Below are 21,014 nucleotides of genomic sequence, written 5' to 3'. Positions count from 1 at the left end.
GGGATCCACTGCCTCGAAACCTTGGCGGTGGATCCCCGGCCGGAATGCGGCTCGGGCCGAATCACTGCTCGGTGGCAGCGCTTCCAGCGTGCGCGAATTCGGTGAGCTGGCCTGCCAGCGCATTCGGGACCCGGGCGCGGACGCGGGTGCCGGTCTCCTCGTGCTCCTCGCTCAGGATCTTGCCGTCCGCGTGGATGCGAGCGAGCAGGTCGCCGCGGGTGTAGGGCAGCAGGACGCTGACCTCGACATCCAGGCCGCCGAGCACCGTGTCCAAGCGAGCCTTCAGGTCGTCGAGACCCTGGCCGGTCTGCGCGGAGACGAAGACGGCGTCGGGCAGCCAGCCGCGCAGCTGGGTCAGCTCCATGGGATCGAGGGCGTCGATCTTGTTGACTACCAGCAGTTCCGGCGGGGCCGGGGTCTTGGTTTCGCGCAGCACGTCCGTGATGACCTCGCGGACCGCCTTGATCTGCTGATCCGGGAGCGGGTCGGAACCGTCCACCACATGCAGCAGCAGGTCCGCGCCGGTCACCTCTTCCAAGGTGGAGCGGAACGCCTCGACCAGCTGGGTGGGTAGGTGGCGCACGAAACCGACGGTGTCGGTGAAGACGACCTCGCGGCCGTCTTCCAGGGCGGCCTTGCGGGTGGTCGGATCCAAGGTTGCGAACAGGGCGTCCTGCACCAGGATTCCGGCGCCGGTCAGCGCGTTCATCAGGCTCGACTTGCCGGCGTTGGTGTAGCCGACGATGGCGACCTGCGGAATACCGCTGGAGGTGCGGCGGGCGCGTTTGGTGTCGCGGGCAGTCTTCATCTCGCGAATCTCGCGGCGCAGCTTGGCCATTCGCTCACGAATGCGACGGCGATCGGTTTCGATCTTCGTCTCACCGGGACCACGCAGACCCACGCCGCCATTGCTACCGGCCCGGCCACCGGCCTGCCGGGACATGGACTCACCCCAGCCGCGCAGCCGCGGCATCATGTACTCCATTTGCGCCAGCGAGACCTGCGCCTTGCCCTCACGCGAGGTGGCGTGCTGGGCGAAGATATCCAGGATCAAGGCGGTGCGGTCGATGACCTTCACCTTGACGACCTTCTCCAGCGCGGTCAGCTGCGCGGGCGAGAGTTCACCGTCGGCGATCACCGTGTCCGCGCCCGTCTCCAGGACGATGGCGCGCAGTTCCTCGGTCTTGCCGGAACCGATGTAGGTGGCCTTGTCCGGTTTGTCGCGCCGCTGCACCAGCGAATCGAGCACCTCGGAACCGGCGGTCTCGGCCAGCGCGGTCAGCTCGGCCATACTCGCCTCGGCCTGTGCGGCCGTGCCCTCGGTCCAGACACCGACCAGTACCACTCTTTCGAGTCGCAGCTGCCGGTACTCGACCTCGGTGACGTCCTCCAGCTCGGTGGAGAGACCGGCTTGGCGGCGCAGCGAAGCACGCTCCTCGAGCTGCAACTCACCGACGGTCGGCGCGGCGGACCAGCCGTCCTGCGCGTCGTCTTGCGCGCCGTTCTGTGCTGCGGCTCGCGCGGCGTCCTGCGCATCGTCGTCGTCGAACTCCCCGGCGGGAGTGAACTCGTAGGTTTCTTGTTTACTCATACGCCTCCATGGTCCCACGGACCGCCAAGCGCCCGCATTCGGTTATTTCCCGGCGAAGCGCTCGCCCGCCCGGACGATCACATCATCGAGGACTTCGCGCGAGCGCAGCAGGTCGGCGATGGTGCGATCGATGCGATCGCGTTCGAACCGCAATTCGTCGACCAGTTCGGGTGTGGCGCGCTCGTTCGCGCCGCCGTCGGTATCGCGCATGCACGGCAGGATCTGGAAGATCTTCTTGCTGTTCAGGCCCGCCGCGAAGAGCTCTTGAATGTGGATCACGCGATCCACCGCCATCTCAGGGTAGTCGCGCTGCCCGCCGGGCGTGCGCGCGGCGACCAGCAGGTGCTGCTCCTCGTAGTACCGCAGCGAGCGTTCGCTCACACCGGTGCGTTTGGCCAGCTCACCGATTCGCATGGGGGACTCCGCAACTCAGGACTTGCACCTCACATCGATGTCAGGTTTTACCTTACCGGCATGACGAATTCAGCAGCGGTCTTCAGCACCTACCGGCTCGGTGACCAGGAACTCTCGCATCGGCTCGTGATGGCTCCCATGACCCGTAACCGGGCGGCCGCGGACGGGACTCCCACCGAGTTGATGCGGGAGTACTACACGCAGCGGGCCGGGGCGGGTTTGATCATCGCCGAGGCGACCACGCCCAGCCGGGTCGGGCAGACCTACACCGATATCCCCGGGCTGTACACCGACTCGCAGGTCCAAGGGTGGCGGCGGGTCACCGGATCGGTGCGGGAAGCCGGCGGGCGGATGTTCGTGCAGCTTCAACACGGCGGGCGGGTCGGGCATCCGGCGAACAGCGGTCTGACTCCGGTCGCACCCTCACCCATTCCGCTGCCCGAAGGCATTCACACTCCGGCCGGGCATCAGGATTCCGTGGTGCCGAAAGAAATGGACGCGGCCGAAATCGAGGCCACCGTCGCCGATTTCGCTGTCGCCGCCCGCAATGCCATCGCGGCCGGATTCGAGGGTGTCGAAATCCACAGCGCCAATGGGTATCTGCTGCACCAGTTCCTGTCCGACAACACCAATCGGCGCAGTGATGAATACGGCGGCAGCATCGCCAATCGCATCCGGTTCACCCTCGCGGTGGTGGATGCGGTGGTCGCCGCGATCGGGGCGGAGCGGGTCGGCATCCGCCTGTCCCCCGGAGTCACCGCCAACGGCATCGCCGAGGGCGACACCGAAGCGCTGTACCCGGTCCTGGTCGCCGCCCTGGCCGAACGGGATCTCGCCTATCTGCACCTGGTCTTCGCCGACCCGGAAAGCGCACTGTTCCACCGGCTCCGGGCGCTGTGGACCGGCACGCTCATCGCCAATCCGAACCTCGGCTGGGGGGTGCCGCTGCCCGTGGACGGTGGCCGGGCGGCGGCCGAAGCGCTGCTGGCGGCGGGCGCCGACCTGGTGTCCCTGGGCCGTTCCTTCCTCGCCAACCCCGACCTGATCGAGCGGCTGCGCAGCGCGGCCCCGCTCAACCCGGTCCGCGACGCCCACCTCATGTACACCGGCGGCCCCGAGGGTTACACCGACTACCCGGTCCTGGACCTGGCCACCGTATGACCGTTTCGCCGAGGTGCGCCCGCCCGCGGGATCTCGCTACAGTGACGACGGCTCGGCTCACACCGACCGATCACTGAGCTGTAGGGGAACTGTTCATGCGGGCGCACATCGCCGGCCTAGTCATCACCGTGGCCGCATTCACCATCACCGGTTGCTCCACCTCCGCCACCCCGACGGGCCCCTTCAACCCGTGCACGGAGATCTCCGACCGCGCCCTGCAAGACGCGCACTTCGACCCGAAGTCGAAGCAGACCACCGCATCTCCCAACGGCCACGCCGTCCGCTGCACCCTCTCCGGTGCCGGCGGAACCTTGATGCTCGAACACCCCAACGCCTCCGCCCCCGCGGGATTCACCTACGACTACGCCCTGGCCGCAGCCAAATCCCGCGGCGCCACCCCCGCCATCACCAAAATCAACAACCGCGACGCCTACACCGGCCCCCAGGACTTCCTCGGCTGCGCCACCAACCTCCGCACCGCCACCAGCGTCCTCACCATCATGGTCAACGATCACACCACCGACGCCTGCGCCGCCGCGCAATCCGCGGCCGCCGCACTGGAACCCAGCATCGGCGACCGCTGACCCGCACCGTCAATCCAGATTGGCCCGCCGCACCCGCTGCAAGAACTCCTCCAGCGGAGCCTCATTCGCCCGCTTCGGCAAAGCACTCGTAGCAGCATCGAACTTAGCCTCGTACTCCGCGATCAACGCCTTCGCCGCAGCCTCCCCCGACTCCTCCATCATCTGCCGCCCGAACTCGAAATAAGGCTCCGGATCCGGCAACCGAATGGGCAGCACCCCCGTCGTATAAAGCTCATACCCCTGCCACAAAAGCCGCCGCACATGCCGCGCATGCTTGGCCAGCCGCACATCCCCCAACCCCTGCGTCTCCCGCCGATGCAACATCCGCCGAAACTGCGCCATCGCATACCCGAAGTAAGAATGCCGAACCCGCTCCGCCGAAAGAAACTCCGACCGCAACGAAATCAATTCCCGCCCGAACTCCGTCGCAACCGTGTACTCCTCCAACCACAAAATCTCACTGGCAGTCGGATTACAAGACAAAATCAACCCCATCACCTTCCCCACCTCATGATAGGTAGCATCCGCCCCGTCCCGCCCCTGCCGAGTCCCCCGATCCCTCGAAGGCGGATGCAACCCGAGAAACGTCCGAGTCGGCTCCACATAAACCCCGAGATAATCGAAATCACTTGCAGGCGTAGCCAACCCATAAGCATGGCTCCCCACCACACCCTCCAACAGCAGATCACTCCGGTCACTCATCGCGCACCTCTCCCATCCCCGCGGACGCCCGAAGTATCCTTCTTCACCACCGCGAATCCCACCGAATTTCCCACGGCGACACACGCACCGCAGCACAGCGGCAATCGCCGCTATCCGAGCTCATTCAGCTCGGCCAAGACCTTCGAGATCAGGCGGCGTGCGTCACGACCGTAGACGGCAGAGTTTTTCAGCACTTCGAACATCCGCGCATAGAGGAAGTGCCGGAATCGTTGGTCCGGCAGCTCGACGTGATCACATGCTATCCGGAGACGATCTTCGCTCGATAGAACTGCGATCTGGACCGAGTAGGTCAGGCGTCCTGCCACCATTTGGCGGCGATGCGGCCGGTGGCGACCAAGGTGGAGGGGCCGCGGAGGGTGGCGGTGCCTTGGGTGATGGTGACTGTGACTGTGCCGCCGGGGATGTGGACTTGGAGGTGGCCGGTGTCGGTGGTGAGGTCGAAGCCGGTGGAGGCCAGGGCGGAGGCGGCGGCGGCTACGGTTCCGGTTCCGCAGGAACGGGTTTCGCCTACGCCTCGTTCGTAGACTCGCATGTTTACGGCCCTTTGGCCGTCGGGGTCTACGTGGAGGGGGGTGAGGATTTCGAGGTTCACGCCGTGGGGGAAGAGGGTGTGGTCGAAGCCGGGGGGTTGGGTGAAATCGAGGGCTTCGAGGGATTCTCGGGTGAGGGACGGTGCTACGCAGGCCAGGTGGGGGTTGCCTACGTCGATGCCGAGGCCGGTGAATTGGCGGTTGTCGATGGAGCCGGTGGATTCGCCGAGGACGCGGACGCGGCCCATGGCTACGGTTACTTCGCCGTGGACGGGGTCGGCGTGGTGGACGGTTACGGGGCGGGCGCCGGCTCGGGAGCCTACGACGAATTCGGTGCGCTCTTCGAGGCCGGTGGCCGCGAGGTAGTGGGCGAAGACTCGGACGCCGTTGCCGCACATCTCGGCGATGGAGCCGTCGGCGTTGCGGTAGTCCATGAACCAGTCGGTGGCGCTTACGCCTTCCGGGAGGGATTGCAGGACACCGGTTTCGAGCAGGGCGGCGGCTTTGGCTACGCGCAGGACGCCGTCGGCGCCGAGGCCGCGCTGGCGGTCGCAGAGGGCGGCTACGCGGGACTCGGTGAGCTGGAGCCAGGCGTCGGCATCGGGGAGGATGACGAAATCGTTCTGGGTGCCGTGACCCTTGGTGTATTCGATATCGGCCGCACCGGTCAGGGGGGAGCCGTCGGATACCGTGCCGTTGTCCATGCGCGTCATAGTCCTCACCGCAACGCCCGGCGTTGCCGGGCTATTTCGTACAGGGCCACCGCCGCCGCCGAGGGGGCACCGAGGGTGCCGTCGGTCGGGATGCAGACCAGCTCGTCGCAGACCTGTCGCCAGGTGGGGGCGAGTGATTCGCTGTCGTCGCCGACGACCAGGACGGTGGCGCCGTCGAAGTCGAGCTCGTCGATGGCGATGCCGCCGTGATCGTCACTGCCGACGATACGGGTGGGGATACCGCGGGCCTGCTGGCGGGTTCGGAAAGCGCTGACGGCGGCGGGGCCGGGGGCGCGCAGCACCGGGACGGCGAAGAGGGCGCCGCCGGAGGCGCGCACGCTCTGCGGGTCGTAATGGTCTGCGCCGGTACCGGTCACGATGACGCCGCCCGCGCCGAAGGCGACGGCCGAGCGGATCAGGGCGCCGAGGCGCGCGGGCGAGGTCGGGCGGTCGATGACGACCACGGGGACCGGTTCCACGGGGGTGCCGGGCGCGAAATCGTCGAGTTCCATGCGGCGGGTGACGGCCACCGCCACCAATTCGGGCACCCCGCCGACGGGTTCGGCCAGCTCGGCCATCACCTCGGGGACCAGGCCGACACTGGGCACCCCGCTGGAGTCGAGCACTTCACGCGCCCACGGCGACGGCTCCGGCGCACCGAGCCGATAGACGAGAGTCTCCAGGGGCCAACGGCATTCGAGCGCGCGGGCGATGGCATGGCGGCCGTGCACCAGGAAACGGCCGTCTCGCAGACGGGTGGCGCGATTGTTGAGATATGCCTGCCATACCTGAACCGCGGCGGTGCGGGTGTTCACGCGGCGTGTCACTCAGCCGACTTCCTGTTCGTCCCTCGTCGTCGGGGAGCCGATGAGCGACAGCGTGGTCGTCACCAGTTCCGGGTCCGCGCCGTTCACCCAGCGCACCCGCCGATCCCGCCGGAACCACGAGCGTTGCCGCCGGACATAGCGGCGGGTGCCGATGAACGTGCGCTCCTGCGCTTCGTTCAGGTCGTATTCGTTGTCGAGATAGTCGAGGACTTGTGCGTAACCGATAGCGCGGCGGGCGGTTTGGCCGTCGCGCAGGCCCTGGCCGATCAGCGCCTGCACCTCGTCGACGAGACCGGATTCGAACATGAGCGAGGTGCGTAGTTCGATGCGGGCATCGAGTTCGGCGGTCTCGCGGTCGACGCCGATGATCCGGGTCCCCCAGCGCGGTTCACCGATCTGCGGGGCGGAGGCGGCGAACGGCTGCCCGGTGATCTCGACGACCTCCAGCGCGCGCACCATGCGCCGGCCGTCGGTGGGCAGGATGGTGGCGGCGGCGACCGGATCGGCCGCCTTCAGGGCCTCGTGCACGGCCACCACACCGCGTTCGTCGAGGACCGCCTCCCATTTGGCGCGAACCGACGGGTCGGTGGCCGGGAAGTCCCAATCATCAAGCAGCGCTTGCACATACATCATCGAACCACCGACGATGACCGGCGTGTGCCCGCGCGCCATAATCGCCTCCACATCCGCGCGCGCCGCGCTCTGATACGACGCGACCGTGGCGGTCTCGGTGACATCGAGAACATCGAGTTGATGGTGCGGAATCCCGCGCCGTTGCGCCGGAGGCAGCTTCGCGGTGCCGATATCCATGCCGCGATACAGCTGCATGGCATCGATGTTCACGATCTCGCCGTGCAGGCGCTCGGCCAGCTCCAGTGCGAGATCGGATTTCCCGGTGGCGGTGGGCCCGACCACGGCAATGGGCGTGATCATGTGCGCTCCCCCGGCAGCCAGACGCTCGCGTGGTAGCCGACCCCGAACGGCGCAGCGGCATAACGGGTTTCGACCCGCGGGTCAGCGACATCGGCGACGAACAGCCCGGCCAGCACCTGGTAGGCCGCCCGGCCACCGACCGCGAGCTCGGCACACAACGCACTGTCCAGTGCGGCGAGCGCGGACCGGTCCCCGGCGTCCAATGCGCGATCGATCCCGGCCTGTACATCTTGTGCGCGCTCGTCGAAATAGCGCGGCGCGGCGAGCGAGAGTGTGGCGGCGCCGTCGGCGACGACCAGCACGCCGCAAGGTTCGGGTCGCGCATCCAGTTCGGCGCGTAGTCGCCTGCCGAATTCCAGGCAGTCCGCGGGCGCGGCATCGGCACAAAGAACGCGCGCTTCGGCGACGGCTTCCGGTGCCACCGTTTCCCGCAACCAGCCACCGATCAGTACCGGCAAGGGCAAGGTCGGGTCCGCGATCACCCCGTCACTATCGCCCGCCGGTGTTGGCGCGGCATTGGCGGATTGTTTGCTGGGCTCACGATCCGATATTCCGGACAGCCCGACGCGCACATCCACGCCGTATCCCCGGAACGAACCGACCGTCTCCGGACCGAAAGCGCGGACCGCCCCCGCACCGGACGCTCCGGCCGCAGTCCCATCCGACGCGGCGGACACACCGACCAGTACGAATTCCGAGGTCACCTCCGCATCGACCCCCACCACGACCCACCGCGCCGCCCGGTCCGCCAGCGCCCCGGCGGCCCCCAGCACCGCGGCCCGCAACCCCGCCACCTCGCCCGATACCGCCGCACCCGCGGCACCACCGAGCTCGGGTACCAGCACGGGCGGCGAGGGGACCAGCGACGCAACACAGAACACGCCGTCAACCGTAGCGCTAACGCACCTCACCAGCCCCACCCCACCTGGGTCGCCGCGCCGCCGAAGCTGGCTCAAAGACAGCATTTCCCATCCCAGCCTGGTTGAATGGGATGCAGCTAGACCGATGAGCTAGGGCGTAACCAGGCAGCCGTGACGCGCGGCAGGGACGAGGAGCAATGACCGACAACAACGGAACCGAGAAGGCCACCCAGCCGGAGTCGACGACCCCAGCGGCCACCGAGCGTCCGTCACCGGCAGCCGCCGCCCAGCGCCCGTCACCGGCAGCCGCCGCCGGGCCCCGTCCGGGTGCTCCGGGGCGGAAACCGGAGGCTCCCAAACCACACGCCGTCAAACCCGCACCCGGCCCGGCCACCCCGCACCCGCATCCGGTGGTGGTCCCCACCGTGAGCGACCCCAGCCAGTGGGGCCGGGTCGACGAGGACGGCACGGCGTGGGTGAAGACCGCCGAGGGCGAACGCGAGATCGGCTCCTGGCAGGCCGGCGATGCCGCCGAAGGGCTCGCGCACTTCGGCCGCCGCTTCGACGATCTGGCCACCGAGGTGGCGCTGCTGGAGGCCAGGCTGGCCGCCGGCACCGACGCCCGCAAGACCAAGGCCGCGGCCACCGCGCTTGCCGAGACATTGCCGACCGCCGCGGTGATCGGTGATCTGGATGGTTTGACCGCGCGTTTGCGGGCGATCATCGAGCACTCCGACGAGGCGGCCGCGCACGCCAAGGAGGAGAAGGAACGCACCCGGCACGAGCAGACCGAGCGCAAGGAAGCCCTGGCCGCCGAGGCCGAGCAGATCGCCGCCGAATCCACCCAGTGGAAGGCCGCGGGCGATCGGCTGCGCGAGATCCTCGACGAGTGGAAGACCATTCGCGGCGTGGATCGCAAGGTCGACGACGCGCTGTGGCGGCGCTTCTCCAAGGCGCGCGAGGCGTTCAACCGCCGCCGGGGCGCGCACTTCGCCGAACTCGACCGGGAACGGGCATCGGCCAAGACGCGCAAGGAAGAACTGTGCGTGCGGGCCGAGGAGCTCTCCGGCTCCACCGACTGGTCCGGCACCGCGGCAGTCTTCCGTGACCTGCTGAACGATTGGAAGGCCGCAGGTCGCGCCCCGCGCGAGGCGGACGAGCAGCTGTGGCGGCGCTTCAAGGCCGCGCAGGACGTGTTCTTCGCCGCCCGCAATTCGGCCGCTTCGGAGCGGGACGCGGAGTTCGAGCACAATGCCACCGCCAAGGAAGAACTGCTGCTGGCCTACGAGAACATCGATCCGGAGGCCGGACTCGACGCGGCGCGCACGGCACTGCGCGAATTGCAGGAGAAGTGGGATGCCATCGGCAAGGTGCCGCGCGAGCGCATCCACGATCTGGAAGCGCGCCTGCGCGCCATCGAGAAGCGGGTGCGCGAGGCCGTGGACGCGCAGTGGCGGCGCAGCGATCCCGAGGCGATGGCGCGCGCGGCCCAGTTCCGTGAGCGTGTAGCGCAATTCGAGGAGCAGGCCGCGAAAGCCCAGGCGGCGGGCAAGACTCGCGATGCCGAGAAGGCACTGGAGCAGGCCAAGCAGTGGCGCGAATGGGCCGAGGCCGCCGAAGGCGCGGTCAGCCAGCGCTGAGCCGGCTCTCCGGCCCCGCCACCGCGGCGGGGCCGGGTTCGCTTGCGGCGCAAACGGACCGGCGGATGTCGTCCGTCGCGGTTAATGTCCATGCATGGGACCGAGCCGGGAAGACCTGATCGAGCACCTGATGGCGACCCGAATGGCGGGGCAGGTGGCGACGCCGCGCGAGAACAACCTCGAGCATTACCGCCGCCTGGCCCAGCGGGAACCGCACTACATGTTCGGGTTGAATCCGGGCCCGCAATGGACTCACGACGCGATTCTCGATTTGATGGCTCGCAAAGTCGGGGTGAGCCCCCAGCTCGATTTCCGTTTCGGCGTGGACACCATCGATCCGGAATGCACGGCCGCCGCACTGGATCGTTACGCGGCCCGTTTCGACAAAGCGCTCCGCGAAAAGCAGCGCGTATTCTTCGCGACCGGCCATCCGCGCACCCTGGCCCGGCTGTATTCGCAACTGGCCGCCGCATTGACCGCGGCCGGGGGCACCGTGATCGAATCGGGTGTCGGCGAAACCTATGAAGGCCACACCAAATTCGGCCGCCAGCAGCTGGAAATCGATTTCTTCCAGGGCGTGCACACCGTCGCCGACGCGGGCGGATCCATCCACACCCACTCCCCCAAAGCGATCCGCCTGGCCCTGGCCGCCTTGGAGAAGGCCGGCGAACCGATGCCGGATCTCGTTGTCGCAGACCACGGTTGGTGCGGCGGAGCCGCCTACGCCGGCATCGACGCGATCGGTTTCGCCGACTGCAACGACCCCGCGCTGTTCGTCGGCGAAGAAGAAGGCACCGTAGCGGTGGCGGTCCCCATCGACGACGGCATCGAACCCGAGGAGTACGACCTGCTCGGCCGGTACATCCTCGGACGCGCCTGACGCGGCGGAGCTACTTGTCGCCGAAGAGTCGCTTGCGGTCGGCTTCCTCGGCCTGGGCGGCATTGATGCGGCGCTGTTCCTCGGCGGCGAGGTGGACGGCGGTGCGGCTCCAGACGACACGGATCCAGTGGAAGGTCAGGACCATGACGGCGACGGTGGCGAGGATGAGGCCGACGCCGGGGCCCGCGCCTTCGTAGTTGCCGAGGCCGGGGGTCTGGCGGTGCCAGATGGAGAAGACGCCGAACACGCTGGCGATGGCGGAGCCGGCGACGGCGATCCAGGCCAGCGCCCAGCGGCGGGTGATCAGGGCAGCGAGCGAGAAGCCGATGCCGAAGACGACCACGAACCATTCGAAGACGCGTGAGGGCAGGCCGATGTGCTCGGTCTGGGCGGCGGCGTCGTAGAGCAGCACATCGAAGCCGCGCGCGGTGCCGGCATGCGGCAGGACCAGCGAAAGCAGCAGCAGGAACACCGATCCGGCGACGACCATGGCGCGCACGCCCGGATCGATCTCTCCGGCGATCTTGCGCTCCACGGCCTCGAGCTCGGTGCGGAACTGCTCGAAGTCCTGACTGTCGTGCTCGGCCGCCTTCATACTCTCCTCGTTCGCTTCGGGAGTCGCCGCTTCGCGCTCCGTACCGTCTTGTCCCGCTACATTTTCGGACTCCGCGCCACTGCCCGGAGTGGCACGGGAACCATCATTCGGGCTGGAGCCGTCCGTGGCGGACCGGTTCACCGACTCGGCGGAGCCACCCGCATCCGCACGGTCATCGGCCTCGGATCCCGGGGCAGCCTTACCCGCCGCCCCGGGCTCGCCGCTACCGATCAGCTTTCCGTCCACACCGGATTCGCCTGGCGCAGCGGCGTTATCAGCCGCGCCGGGGTCGGCGGGTTCATGAGCGGCACGCGGCTGCGGCGAATCCTCGCCGGGGCGTGCGCGATCTACGTTGTCCGGATCGCTCATGCCCCGCAGCCTACGTCGCAACCGGTTGCGACGGGGGCGGGGGTGGGCGCGCCGATGCTCGGCAGGCCGAGGCCGACGCCGATGGGGGCGGTTTTCGGGGTGATGCCCTTCTCGTGCGCGTCGCCGGCGCGGGTGCGGCGGTGGGACAGCACAGCGCCGTCGGCGATCAAATAGTGCGGGGCCGCGCCGGTGATATCGATGGTGACGACATCGCCGGGACGGATCTCGCTGCCGGGAACCGGGTCGGCGGGCGGGCGGAAATGCACCAGGCGGCCGTCGCGGGCGCGGCCGGACATGCGCGCGGTAGCGGCGTTCTTCTTGCCAGCGCCCTCGGCGACCAGCAGTTCGACGGTGGTGCCGATCAGCGCCTGGTTGCCCTCCAGGGAGACCTGCTCCTGGAGTTCGATGAGCCGGTCGTAGCGTTCCTGCACGACCGCCTTGGGCAGCTGGTCGGGCATGGTGGCCGCGGGAGTGCCTGGGCGGATGGAGTATTGGAAGGTGAAGGCGCTGGTGAAGCGCGCCTGCCGGACCACATCGAGGGTGGCTTGGAAGTCTTCTTCGGTCTCGCCGGGGAAGCCGACGATGATGTCGGTGGTGATTGCCGCGTGCGGCATGGCGGCCCGCACCTTCTCGATGATGCCGAGGAACTTCGCGGAGCGGTAGGAGCGCCGCATCGCCTTCAGCACCCGATCGGAGCCGGACTGCAACGGCATGTGCAGCTGCGGGCACACGTTCGGCGTCTCGGCCATCGCCTCGATGACATCGTCGGTGAATTCGGCCGGATGCGGGGAGGTGAATCGCACCCGCTCGAGCCCTTCGATATTGCCGCACGCCCGCAGCAGTTTCGCGAACGCGCCGCGGTCCCGCTCCGCGGTGGGGTCGGCGAAGGAGACGCCGTAGGAGTTGACGTTCTGCCCGAGCAGCGTCACCTCGCTGACGCCCTGATCGACCAGCGCCTGCACCTCGGCCAGCACGTCCCCGGGACGCCGGTCGACCTCCTTGCCGCGCAGCGACGGCACGATGCAGAACGTGCAGGTGTTGTTGCAGCCCACCGAGATCGACACCCAACCGGCGTAGGCGGATTCACGCTTGGCGGGCAGCGTGGACGGGAACGCCTCCAGCGATTCGATGATCTCGACCTGCGCCTCGGCATTGTGCCGCGCGCGTTCCAGCAGCACCGGCAGCGATCCGATGTTGTGGGTGCCGAACACCACATCCACCCACGGCGCCTTCTTCACGACGGTGTCGCGATCCTTCTGCGCCAGGCACCCGCCGACCGCGATCTGCATGCCGGGGCGGTCCGCCTTGATGGGCGCGAGATGCCCGAGCGTCCCGTACAGCTTGTTGTCGGCGTTCTCGCGCACCGCGCAGGTGTTGAAAACCACCAGATCCGCGGTCGCGCCGGGTACGGCCCGGGTGTATCCGGCATCCTCGAGCAGGCCCGACAGCCGTTCGGAGTCGTGCACGTTCATCTGACAGCCGTAGGTGCGGACCTCGTAGGTCCGGGCCGCGCCGCCGATACCGCGCTCGTCCACCGCGCTACGTGCTGAAACCTGCCCTGACGAATTCACCCAACCAGGGTAATGGCTCGCCCGGAGCGCCTGCCCACCCCATGGGTCTCCGGTGACCTGGGTCTCGGGCGTCACCACATCGTCAATCCCCGGTTACAGGCGGGTGTCGAGTGGCGGCACAGTAGCCCCGGCTGAGACCAAAGACGAGCATTTCGGGCACAGTGCGGCTAAGTTCACTGGTCATGACCGACGCTGCCGTATCCATGGACAAGTCCGCGCCGATGATCTCGATGCGGAATGTGGACAAGCACTTCGGCTCGCTGCACGTTCTGCGTGACATCAATCTCGAAGTGCCCAAGGGGCAGGTCGTGATCGTGGTGGGACCGTCCGGATCCGGCAAGTCGACCCTGTGCCGCACCATCAACCGGTTGGAGACCATCGATTCCGGAGAGATCGCCATCGACGGGGTGACCCTGCCCGCCGAAGGCAAGGCCCTGGCGAAATTGCGCGCCGATGTGGGCATGGTGTTCCAGTCCTTCAACCTGTTCGCGCACAAGACCATTGTCGAGAACGTCATGCTCGCCCCGATCAAGGTGCGCAAGACCGACAAGGCCAAGGCCCGCGAGCAGGCCATGCAATTGCTGGAGCGGGTCGGCATCGCCAATCAGGCGGACAAATATCCGGCGCAGTTGTCCGGTGGTCAGCAGCAGCGCGTGGCGATCGCCCGCGCGCTGGCCATGAATCCGAAGGTGATGCTCTTCGACGAGCCCACCTCCGCCCTCGACCCGGAGATGGTGTCGGAGGTGCTGGAGGTGATGGTGCAGCTGGCCAAGGACGGCATGACCATGGTCGTGGTCACCCACGAGATGGGCTTCGCGCGCCGCGCCGGCAATCGGGTGCTGTTCATGGCCGACGGCCAGATCGTCGAGGACACCGATCCGGACGCCTTCTTCACCGCCCCGAAATCCGATCGCGCCAAGGATTTCCTCGGCAAGATCCTGAGCCACTGACATCCGATTTTCACGAGAGAAGAGGGACTCCCGATGAGGTTCAACAAGGCGCTACGCGTCGCTGTCGGAGCGGTCGCGCTGGCCGTGGTCGCCAGCGGTTGCGGTGGCGGCAGCGACAAGACCGCCAGCCAGCACGCCGCCGACGGCAAGCTGACGGTCGGCATCAAGTTCGATCAGCCGGGTCTGGGGCTGCGCAACAAGGACGGCTCCTACAGCGGTTTCGATGTGGATGTCGCCAAGTACGTGGGCGAGAAGCTGGGCGTGAAGCCGGACGCCATCGTGTTCAAGGAGTCGCCGTCGGGGCAGCGTGAGACGCTGATCCAGAACGGGCAGGTCGATTTCATCGTCGCCACCTACTCGATCACCGACAAGCGCAAGGAGAAGGTCGATTTCGCGGGCCCGTACTACCAGACCGGGCAGTCGCTGCTGGTGCGTTCGGACAACACCGATATCACCGGCGTGGAATCGCTGAACGGCAACAAGAAGCTGTGCTCGGTGAAGGGCTCCACCCCGGCGCAGAACGTGAAGGACAAGTACGCCAAGGACGTTCAGCTCCAGGAGTACGACACCTACTCGCTGTGCGTGGAGGCGCTGAAGTCCGGTTCGGTGGACGCGGTCACCACCGACGACATCATTCTGCGTGGTTACGCGGCGCAGTCGCCGGGCGCGCTGAAGGTGGTCGGCGCTCCGTTCTCCACCGAGAAGTACGGCATCGGCCTGAAGAAGGGTGATTCCGAATCGCGCGGCAAGATCAACGACGCGATCGAGGCCATGATCACCTCCGGCGCCTGGAAGGCCGCGCTGGAGAAGAACTTCGCCGGCACGGGCTTCGAGATCCCCGCGCCGCCGCAGGTGGACCGGAACTGAGTTGACGGGGCGCGCCGGGTGTTCGAACCCGGCGCGCTTCGCATTTCGATCGGAGGGACGCGTTCGCCGTGACCGACTTGCTTTCGAACTATCACACCCAGCTGCTCGACGCGTTCTGGGTGACCATCAAACTGACGCTCTATTCGGGGCTGCTGGCGCTGATCCTGGGCACCGTGGTGGCCGCCATGCGGGTGTCGCCGGTGCCGGTGGCGCGGTGGGTCGGCACGGCGTACGTCACGATCTTCCGCAATACGCCGCTGACGCTGATCATCGTGTTCTGCTCGCTGGGCCTGTACCAGACCCTCGGGCTGCGGCTCGCGCCCGCGGGCCCGAACGACCTGGCGGAGAACAACTTCCGGTTCGCGGTCATCGGATTGAGCGTCTACACCGCGGCTTTCGTCTGTGAATCGCTGCGCTCGGGCATCAATACGGTGCCGATGGGGCAATCCGAGGCGGGCCGCTCGCTGGGCCTGACCTTCGGCCAGAATCTGCGAATGGTGGTGCTGCCGCAGGCGTTTCGCGCCGTGATCGGCCCGCTGGGCAGCGTGCTCATCGCCTTGACCAAGAACTCCACGGTCGCCTCGGTGATCGGTGTGGCCGAGGCCGCGCTGCTGATGGACACCATGACCGAGAACGAGGCCATGCCGCTGGCCATCGGCGCCATCTTCGCCGCCGGCTTCGTCATCCTGACCCTGCCCACCGGTCTGCTCTTCGGCTGGCTGGCCAAACGATACGAGGTGGCGCGATGAGCTCGGCTTCGGTTCTCTACGACGCACCCGGGCCGAAGGCGCGACTGCGGTACCTGCTGTACACGGTGCTGGTGGTGGTGGCGCTGCTGGCGCTGGGGTGGAAGCTCTACGACGGGCTGGCCGACAAGGGACAGTTCACCGCCGAGAAGTGGAAGCCGTTCCTGGAAGGGCAGATCTGGACCACCTACCTGCTGCCCGGTCTGCGCGGGACGGTGGTCGCGGCGCTGCTGTCGATCGTGTTCGCCCTGGTGATCGGCATGGTCTTCGGCATTCTGCGACTCTCCGAGCACCGGGTGGTGCGGGCGGTCGCGGGCACCGTCATCGAAGTGGCGCGGGCGATTCCCGTGCTGATCCTGATGATCTTCCTGTTCTCGATCTACGCGCAGTACAACGTCTTTCCCTCCGATCAGCTCGCGCTCGCGGCGGTGGTGACGGCGCTGACCATCTACAACGGGTCGGTGATCGCGGAGATCGTGCGCTCGGGCATCCGGTCGCTGCCGCGCGGGCAGTCCGAAGCCGCGGTGGCGCTGGGCATGCGCAAGGGCCAGCTGATGCGGCTCATCCTGCTCCCCCAGGCCATTACGGCGATGCTCCCGGCGTTGATCTCGCAGATGGTGGTGGCGCTCAAGGATTCCGCGCTGGGCTACGCCATCACCTATCCCGAAGTGGTGCGCGCCGGTAAACAGCTCGGCGCGTCCGAACAGAACACCATCCCCGCCCTGCTGGTGATCGCGGCGCTCATGATCGCGCTCAATTACACCCTCAGCGTGGTGGCCACAGTGGTGGAGCGCTGGCTGCGCACCCGCAAACGCGGCGGCCGAACAGTCGTCCCCGCAACCGATGTGACTCCCCCGCCCGGCATGGCCCTCACCACCCCGGCCCCATAACGTGCCGACCATCGAGTGGCACATCAGCGTGGAGAATTCGGACGAATTCCACGGTGGTGTGCCACTCGTCGTTTCCGGGTGGGGCGAAAAGTGGTGGGGCGGTTGGGATCGGAGGGATTGTGGGTAGGGTCGATGGGGTGAGTGGCTGGGTACGGCGGAAGTTTCAGCGGGTCGGTCGGTTCGATCGGGCGATCGAGCGGGGGGTCGGCGGGCTGCCGGAGACGGTGCTCGATCAGGGGTTGCTGCGGCTCACCACCAGCGCGAATTACAGTGCGCTGTGGCTGGCTATCGCGGCGGGACTGGCGACCAGGAAGGGCACGCTGCGGCGGGCGGGGCTGCGGGGCGCGGTCTCGGTCGGGGGCGCGAGCCTGGTGGTGAACGCGGGGCTCAAGTCGTTGGTGGCGCGGCGGCGGCCGGCGGCGGAGGTGCTGCCGGGGTATCGGCAGCTGGTGCCGGTGCCGACTTCGTCGTCGTTCCCGTCGGGGCATGCGGCGTGCGCGGCGGCGTTCGTGACCGCGGTGGCGCTCGAAAGTCCGCGCAGCGCATTGGCGATCGCGCCGCTGGCGGCCACGGTCGCCTACTCGCGGATTCACACCGGGGCGCATTGGACTTCGGATGTGCTGGTCGGGGCGGCGGTCGGGTCGGGCGTCGCGCTGGCGACCCGGCGCTGGTGGCCGGTGCGGGAATCGGATGAGGCGCTCGCGCGCCCGGCCCGCGAAGCGCCCGCCATGGTGGACGGCAAGGGCCTGCTCATGATGGTGAATCCGGTTTCGGGAGACCCGAATTACGATCCGACCTTCGATATCGCCGCCGCGCTGCCCGCCGCCACCGTGCTGCGGACCCGGCCGGATATCGATGTGACCGAGCAGTTGGAGGGGCTGCTGGCCCATCCCGCCGAGACGGTGCTGGCATTGGGCGTCGCGGGCGGGGACGGGACGGTGGCGGCGGTCGCGGCCGTGGCGCTGCGGCACAATTTGCCGCTGGTGGTGGTGCCGACGGGCACGCTCAATCACTTCGCGCGCGATCTCGGGGTGTACGACCTGCAAGAGGTGATCGACGCGGCCGGGGCCGGCGAGGCCGTCGCGGTCGATATCGCGTGCGTCGAGTTCGATGACGGAACCGGTTCGCGCACCCGGCATCTGATCAATACCTCCAGTCTGGGCACCTATCCGGACCTGGTGCAGTTGCGGGAGCAGTGGCAGGGTCGCTGGGGCAAATGGCCCGCCTTCGCCGCCGCGCTGGTGGTGACGCTGCGGCGCGCCGAACCGGTCGAGATCTCGATCGACGGGCGCTGGCAGCGGGTGTGGTTCCTGTTCGTCGGCAACGGGCCTTACCACCCGCACGGCGCGGTGCCCGCGTTCCGGGACCGCCTCGATTCGGGCCTGCTGGACGTGCGCTGGCTGCGCGCCGATGTGCGCTGGTCGCGCACGCGCGCGGTGGTGGCGCTGCTGCTGTCCGCCATCGGGCACAGCAAGGTGTACGGCGAACGCCAAATGCCGGAGCTGGCAGTGCAATTGCCCGCTCCGGAAGCCCTGGCCACCGACGGTGAGGTGGTCGGCAAGGCCACGCGGCTGCGGTATTCGATGGCGGGGCGGATCGCGGTGTACCGCCGCGACGAATCCAATCCGCGCTGGGCGGAACGCATTCGGCCGCATCACCGGCGCGCGCCGTGGCTCGGCGAGATCTTCCGCTCGCACTGAACTCGTTCGCATCGCCCTCCCGCGGTCGATTGCGCCTACCTTCTTGACAGTTACTGTCACATAGATAGACACTCTCCACAAGCGTGGCGGCAGCCCGAGACGGGCTCCGCGCGTTCGTATTACGAGAGGGAGGGTCTATGTCTCTGCGTGCGCGACAGCGGCAGCAGATCAGGGCCGAGATTCAGCGGGCGGCATTCGAGCTGTTCGCACGGGCCGGATTCGACGAGGTGACCACCGAGCAGATCGCGGCGGCGGCCGGGGTTTCGGCGAGCACCTACTTCCGGCATGTGCGCAGCAAGGAGGATCTGCTGCTGGATCCGGTGCGCGAGGGCGGGGCCGGGCTGGCGGTGCTGCTGGAGGAGCGGCCGGCCGCGGAAGCCGCGGATATCGCACTGGCAGAGGCGATTCTGGCGCGATCGGCCGCGTTGACGCCGGCGGATCTGGAGCAGTGGCGGGCGGCTTTCCGGACCGCGCCGCATCTGCTGGACCGGGTGGCGCTGGTGACCGCGGAGCATCGGGAACGGCTGGTCGAGCTGGTTTCGCAGCGGATGTCGCGGGATCCGGAGCAGGACGGCAATCCCGGGCTGCTGGTGCATCTCATGCTGGCCGCGGCCGAATTCGGCTATCTGCAATGGCTGCGTCGGCCCGATCAGCCGGGAGCGTCGCTGCGCGTCTGCGTCGAAGGCGCGGTGGACGCGGTGCGCGGGGAGCGCTGGCGGGGCTGATCGCCGCGCCCACAACAGCACACTGGAGTGAAAAATGCAGTACGGCAACGACAATGCGGAAATCTTCGATCTGATCGTGGTGGGGTCGGGGGCGGCCGGGATGGCCGCGGCGATCACCGCCGCGCGGCACGGGCTCACCACCGTCATCGTGGAGAAGTCGCGGTATTGGGGCGGGTCCTCGGCGCGATCGGGCGGCGGGGTGTGGATTCCCGGCAATTCGATATTGCGGCGGGAGGCACCGGCGGACGATATCGAGGAGGCGCGGCGGTATCTGGCGGCGATCATCGGCGATGACGTGTCGTCCGAACGGATCGACACCTACCTCGATCGCGGGCCCGAGGCGCTGGAGTTCCTGCTCGCCAACTCGCCGCTGAAACTCGAATGGGTGGACGGGTATTCGGATTATCTCCCCGAAGCACCGGGCGGGCGGGCGAGTGGGCGATCGTGTGAACCACTGCCGTTCGACGGGCGAGCGCTGGGGGCCGACCTGGAGACATTGCATCCGCCGTATGCCGCGGGACCGGCGGGCGTGGTGTTCAAACAGGGCGAATATCGCTGGATGAGCACCGGATTGCGCAATTGGCGCGGGCCACACCGGATTCTGCGGGTGGGATTGCGGACTGCGCTGGGCCGGATCCGGGGCAAGAAGCTGCTCGGGCTCGGGGCCGCGCTGATGGGGCCGCTCATGCTCGGCGTGCGGGCGGCGGGGGTGCCGGTGCGGTTGAGCACCGGCATGACCGAACTGCTCCTGGAAGGCGATCGGGTCAACGGGATCATCGTGGAGCACAACGGTATTCGATCCACGCTGCGCGCCCGGCGGGGCGTGGTGCTCGCCAGCGGCGGCTTCGATCACAACCCCGAGATGCGCGAGAAATACCATCGCGCACCGGTAACCGCGGACCTGAGCCTGGGCGCGCCCACCAATACCGGCGACGGCATCACGGCGGCCCAACGCTTGGGCGCCACAGTCTCTTTCATGACCGATGCCTGGTGGGCGCCGTCGATTCCCATGCCCAAGGGACCCTGGTTCGCGCTCTCCGAACGCTCCCTGCCGCGCAGCCTCATCGTCAACGATCGCGGCGTCCGATTCATGAACGAATCGCTCCCCTACGTCGAAGCCACCCACCGCATGTTCGGCGGCGAGCACGGCATCGGCGACGGTCCGGCCGAGAATCTCCCCGCCTGGCTCATCTTCGACCAGACCTATCGCAACCGGTACGTCTTCGCCGGAGTCGCACCGCGCCAGCGCCTTCCGCGCTCCTGGATCCGCTCCGGCGCGATCGTCACCGCCGCGACCCTCACCGACCTGGCGAATCAGATCGGCGTTCCGGCCGAGGCGCTCAACGGCACGGTCACCCGGTTCAACGAATTCGCCCGCAGCGGTAGCGATCCCGATTTCGGCCGGGGTGAAAGCGCCTACGACCACTATTACGGCGATCTCGCCAACAAGCCCAACCCCAGCCTCGGTGAACTCACCAAAGCGCCCTTCTACGCCGCCCGCATGGTTCCGGGCGACCTGGGAACCAAGGGCGGCATAGACACCGATGTCCACGCCCGTGCGCTGCGCGCGGACGGTTCGGTCATCGAAGGGCTGTACGCCGCGGGCAACACCAGTTCGCCGGTGATGGGGTACACCTATGCCGGCCCCGGCGCGACCATCGGCCCGGCGCTGGTCTTCGGCTATCTGGCCGCACTCGATGCCGCGGGTGCGGCCCGGTAGCGGGAACCGGTCACCCGCAACACCT

General features: G+C 67.9%; 20 protein-coding genes. 11 read left to right on the top strand and 9 right to left on the bottom strand.

What is annotated here, in order from left to right; genetic code table 11:
• Window positions 1-61: 61 nt before the first annotated feature.
• Window positions 62-1,591, bottom strand: a complete 1,530-nt coding sequence (gene hflX, locus NI1_RS00730; RefSeq protein ID WP_067813066.1) for a GTPase HflX — start codon at window positions 1,589-1,591, stop codon at window positions 62-64.
• A 42-nt stretch (window positions 1,592-1,633) separates the two neighbouring features.
• Window positions 1,634-2,005, bottom strand: a complete 372-nt coding sequence (locus tag NI1_RS00725) for a MerR family transcriptional regulator (RefSeq protein ID WP_067813064.1) — start codon at window positions 2,003-2,005, stop codon at window positions 1,634-1,636.
• 60 nt (window positions 2,006-2,065) lie between these two features.
• Between NI1_RS00725 and NI1_RS00720 the strand changes: the two genes are divergently transcribed.
• Window positions 2,066-3,166 (top strand): alkene reductase, encoded by a 1,101-nt coding sequence (locus NI1_RS00720; RefSeq protein ID WP_067813059.1) that lies wholly within the window; start codon window positions 2,066-2,068, stop codon window positions 3,164-3,166.
• A gap of 95 nt (window positions 3,167-3,261) precedes the next feature.
• On the top strand, window positions 3,262-3,750 hold the full coding sequence (locus tag NI1_RS00715) for a hypothetical protein (RefSeq protein WP_067813057.1): 489 nt from the start codon (window positions 3,262-3,264) through the stop codon (window positions 3,748-3,750).
• 9 nt (window positions 3,751-3,759) lie between these two features.
• On the opposite strand, the gene NI1_RS00710 is transcribed toward NI1_RS00715, so the two are convergent.
• The 5 genes from NI1_RS00710 to NI1_RS00690 form a co-directional block, all read right to left on the bottom strand.
• Window positions 3,760-4,452, bottom strand: coding sequence for a nucleotidyltransferase domain-containing protein (locus NI1_RS00710; RefSeq protein ID WP_067813056.1), 693 nt, complete (start codon window positions 4,450-4,452; stop codon window positions 3,760-3,762).
• Between the two features lie 310 nt (window positions 4,453-4,762).
• Window positions 4,763-5,716, bottom strand: coding sequence for a diaminopimelate epimerase (gene dapF, locus NI1_RS00705; protein WP_245663012.1), 954 nt, complete (start codon window positions 5,714-5,716; stop codon window positions 4,763-4,765).
• 5 nt (window positions 5,717-5,721) lie between these two features.
• A complete protein-coding gene (locus NI1_RS00700; RefSeq protein WP_067813054.1) occupies window positions 5,722-6,543 on the bottom strand; it encodes a TrmH family RNA methyltransferase in 822 nt (273 codons plus the stop codon).
• On the bottom strand, window positions 6,544-7,476 hold the full coding sequence (miaA, locus tag NI1_RS00695) for a tRNA (adenosine(37)-N6)-dimethylallyltransferase MiaA (RefSeq protein ID WP_067813053.1): 933 nt from the start codon (window positions 7,474-7,476) through the stop codon (window positions 6,544-6,546).
• Complete coding sequence (locus NI1_RS00690) at window positions 7,473-8,357, bottom strand: class III extradiol ring-cleavage dioxygenase family protein (protein ID WP_067813049.1); 885 nt, start codon at window positions 8,355-8,357, stop codon at window positions 7,473-7,475. Before NI1_RS00690 ends, miaA begins: the two co-directional genes overlap by 4 nt.
• Before the next feature lie 176 nt (window positions 8,358-8,533).
• Between NI1_RS00690 and NI1_RS00685 the strand changes: the two genes are divergently transcribed.
• Window positions 8,534-9,976, top strand: coding sequence for a DUF349 domain-containing protein (locus tag NI1_RS00685; protein WP_067813048.1), 1,443 nt, complete (start codon window positions 8,534-8,536; stop codon window positions 9,974-9,976).
• 94 nt (window positions 9,977-10,070) lie between these two features.
• Window positions 10,071-10,856, top strand: a complete 786-nt coding sequence (locus NI1_RS00680; protein ID WP_067813046.1) for a phosphatase — start codon at window positions 10,071-10,073, stop codon at window positions 10,854-10,856.
• Window positions 10,857-10,866: 10 nt separating this feature from the next.
• Here the strand turns inward: NI1_RS00680 and NI1_RS00675 are convergent, their stop codons facing one another.
• Window positions 10,867-11,451 carry an Rv2732c family membrane protein gene (locus NI1_RS00675; RefSeq protein WP_067814985.1) on the bottom strand — a complete coding sequence of 195 codons (585 nt, stop codon included), beginning with the start codon at window positions 11,449-11,451 and terminating at the stop codon, window positions 10,867-10,869.
• A 365-nt stretch (window positions 11,452-11,816) separates the two neighbouring features.
• Entirely contained in the window at window positions 11,817-13,340 is a 1,524-nt protein-coding gene (gene miaB, locus NI1_RS00670) for a tRNA (N6-isopentenyl adenosine(37)-C2)-methylthiotransferase MiaB (protein WP_281179481.1), read from the bottom strand.
• A gap of 272 nt (window positions 13,341-13,612) precedes the next feature.
• Here miaB and NI1_RS00665 point away from each other — a divergent pair, with 272 nt between their 5' ends.
• From NI1_RS00665 to kstD, 7 genes are all read left to right on the top strand, one after another.
• Window positions 13,613-14,341: an amino acid ABC transporter ATP-binding protein gene (locus tag NI1_RS00665; protein WP_067814976.1), complete on the top strand. Its 729-nt coding sequence runs from the start codon at window positions 13,613-13,615 to the stop codon at window positions 14,339-14,341.
• A 33-nt stretch (window positions 14,342-14,374) separates the two neighbouring features.
• Entirely contained in the window at window positions 14,375-15,208 is an 834-nt protein-coding gene (locus tag NI1_RS00660; RefSeq protein ID WP_067813045.1) for a glutamate ABC transporter substrate-binding protein, read from the top strand.
• Window positions 15,209-15,276: 68 nt separating this feature from the next.
• The gene (locus tag NI1_RS00655) at window positions 15,277-15,957 is read left to right on the top strand and encodes an amino acid ABC transporter permease (protein WP_067813043.1); all 681 of its coding nucleotides are present in this window, start codon (window positions 15,277-15,279) and stop codon (window positions 15,955-15,957) included.
• Complete coding sequence (locus NI1_RS00650) at window positions 15,954-16,844, top strand: amino acid ABC transporter permease (RefSeq protein WP_067813042.1); 891 nt, start codon at window positions 15,954-15,956, stop codon at window positions 16,842-16,844. Before NI1_RS00655 ends, NI1_RS00650 begins: the two co-directional genes overlap by 4 nt.
• A 137-nt stretch (window positions 16,845-16,981) precedes the next feature.
• On the top strand, window positions 16,982-18,544 hold the full coding sequence (locus NI1_RS00645; RefSeq protein ID WP_084522430.1) for a bifunctional phosphatase PAP2/diacylglycerol kinase family protein: 1,563 nt from the start codon (window positions 16,982-16,984) through the stop codon (window positions 18,542-18,544).
• 137 nt (window positions 18,545-18,681) lie between these two features.
• Window positions 18,682-19,269 (top strand): TetR/AcrR family transcriptional regulator, encoded by a 588-nt coding sequence (locus tag NI1_RS00640; protein ID WP_067813040.1) that lies wholly within the window; start codon window positions 18,682-18,684, stop codon window positions 19,267-19,269.
• Between the two features lie 34 nt (window positions 19,270-19,303).
• A complete protein-coding gene (kstD, locus tag NI1_RS00635; protein ID WP_067813039.1) occupies window positions 19,304-20,989 on the top strand; it encodes a 3-oxosteroid 1-dehydrogenase in 1,686 nt (561 codons plus the stop codon).
• Window positions 20,990-21,014: the final 25 nt, after the last annotated feature.

It is taken from the genome of Nocardia inohanensis NBRC 100128, assembly GCF_001612945.1.
In the GTDB taxonomy this organism is placed as follows: Bacteria; Actinomycetota; Actinomycetes; order Mycobacteriales; family Mycobacteriaceae; genus Nocardia; species Nocardia inohanensis.
The sequence above is the reverse complement of the archived record's forward strand: the minus strand, read 5'-3'. Positions and strand labels throughout refer to the sequence as shown.

Coding starts and splice junctions, on each gene's coding strand:
- hflX (WP_067813066.1), bottom strand. CDS start 1,591: ATGAGTAAACAAGAAACCTACGAGTTCACTCCCGCCGGGGAGTTCGAC.
- NI1_RS00725 (WP_067813064.1), bottom strand. CDS start 2,005: ATGCGAATCGGTGAGCTGGCCAAACGCACCGGTGTGAGCGAACGCTCG.
- NI1_RS00720 (WP_067813059.1), top strand. CDS start 2,066: ATGACGAATTCAGCAGCGGTCTTCAGCACCTACCGGCTCGGTGACCAG.
- NI1_RS00715 (WP_067813057.1), top strand. CDS start 3,262: ATGCGGGCGCACATCGCCGGCCTAGTCATCACCGTGGCCGCATTCACC.
- NI1_RS00710 (WP_067813056.1), bottom strand. CDS start 4,452: ATGAGTGACCGGAGTGATCTGCTGTTGGAGGGTGTGGTGGGGAGCCAT.
- dapF (WP_245663012.1), bottom strand. CDS start 5,716: ATGACGCGCATGGACAACGGCACGGTATCCGACGGCTCCCCCCTGACC.
- miaA (WP_067813053.1), bottom strand. CDS start 7,476: ATGATCACGCCCATTGCCGTGGTCGGGCCCACCGCCACCGGGAAATCC.
- NI1_RS00685 (WP_067813048.1), top strand. CDS start 8,534: ATGACCGACAACAACGGAACCGAGAAGGCCACCCAGCCGGAGTCGACG.
- NI1_RS00680 (WP_067813046.1), top strand. CDS start 10,071: ATGGGACCGAGCCGGGAAGACCTGATCGAGCACCTGATGGCGACCCGA.
- NI1_RS00675 (WP_067814985.1), bottom strand. CDS start 11,451: ATGAAGGCGGCCGAGCACGACAGTCAGGACTTCGAGCAGTTCCGCACC.
- NI1_RS00665 (WP_067814976.1), top strand. CDS start 13,613: ATGATCTCGATGCGGAATGTGGACAAGCACTTCGGCTCGCTGCACGTT.
- NI1_RS00660 (WP_067813045.1), top strand. CDS start 14,375: ATGAGGTTCAACAAGGCGCTACGCGTCGCTGTCGGAGCGGTCGCGCTG.
- NI1_RS00650 (WP_067813042.1), top strand. CDS start 15,954: ATGAGCTCGGCTTCGGTTCTCTACGACGCACCCGGGCCGAAGGCGCGA.
- NI1_RS00640 (WP_067813040.1), top strand. CDS start 18,682: ATGTCTCTGCGTGCGCGACAGCGGCAGCAGATCAGGGCCGAGATTCAG.
- kstD (WP_067813039.1), top strand. CDS start 19,304: ATGCAGTACGGCAACGACAATGCGGAAATCTTCGATCTGATCGTGGTG.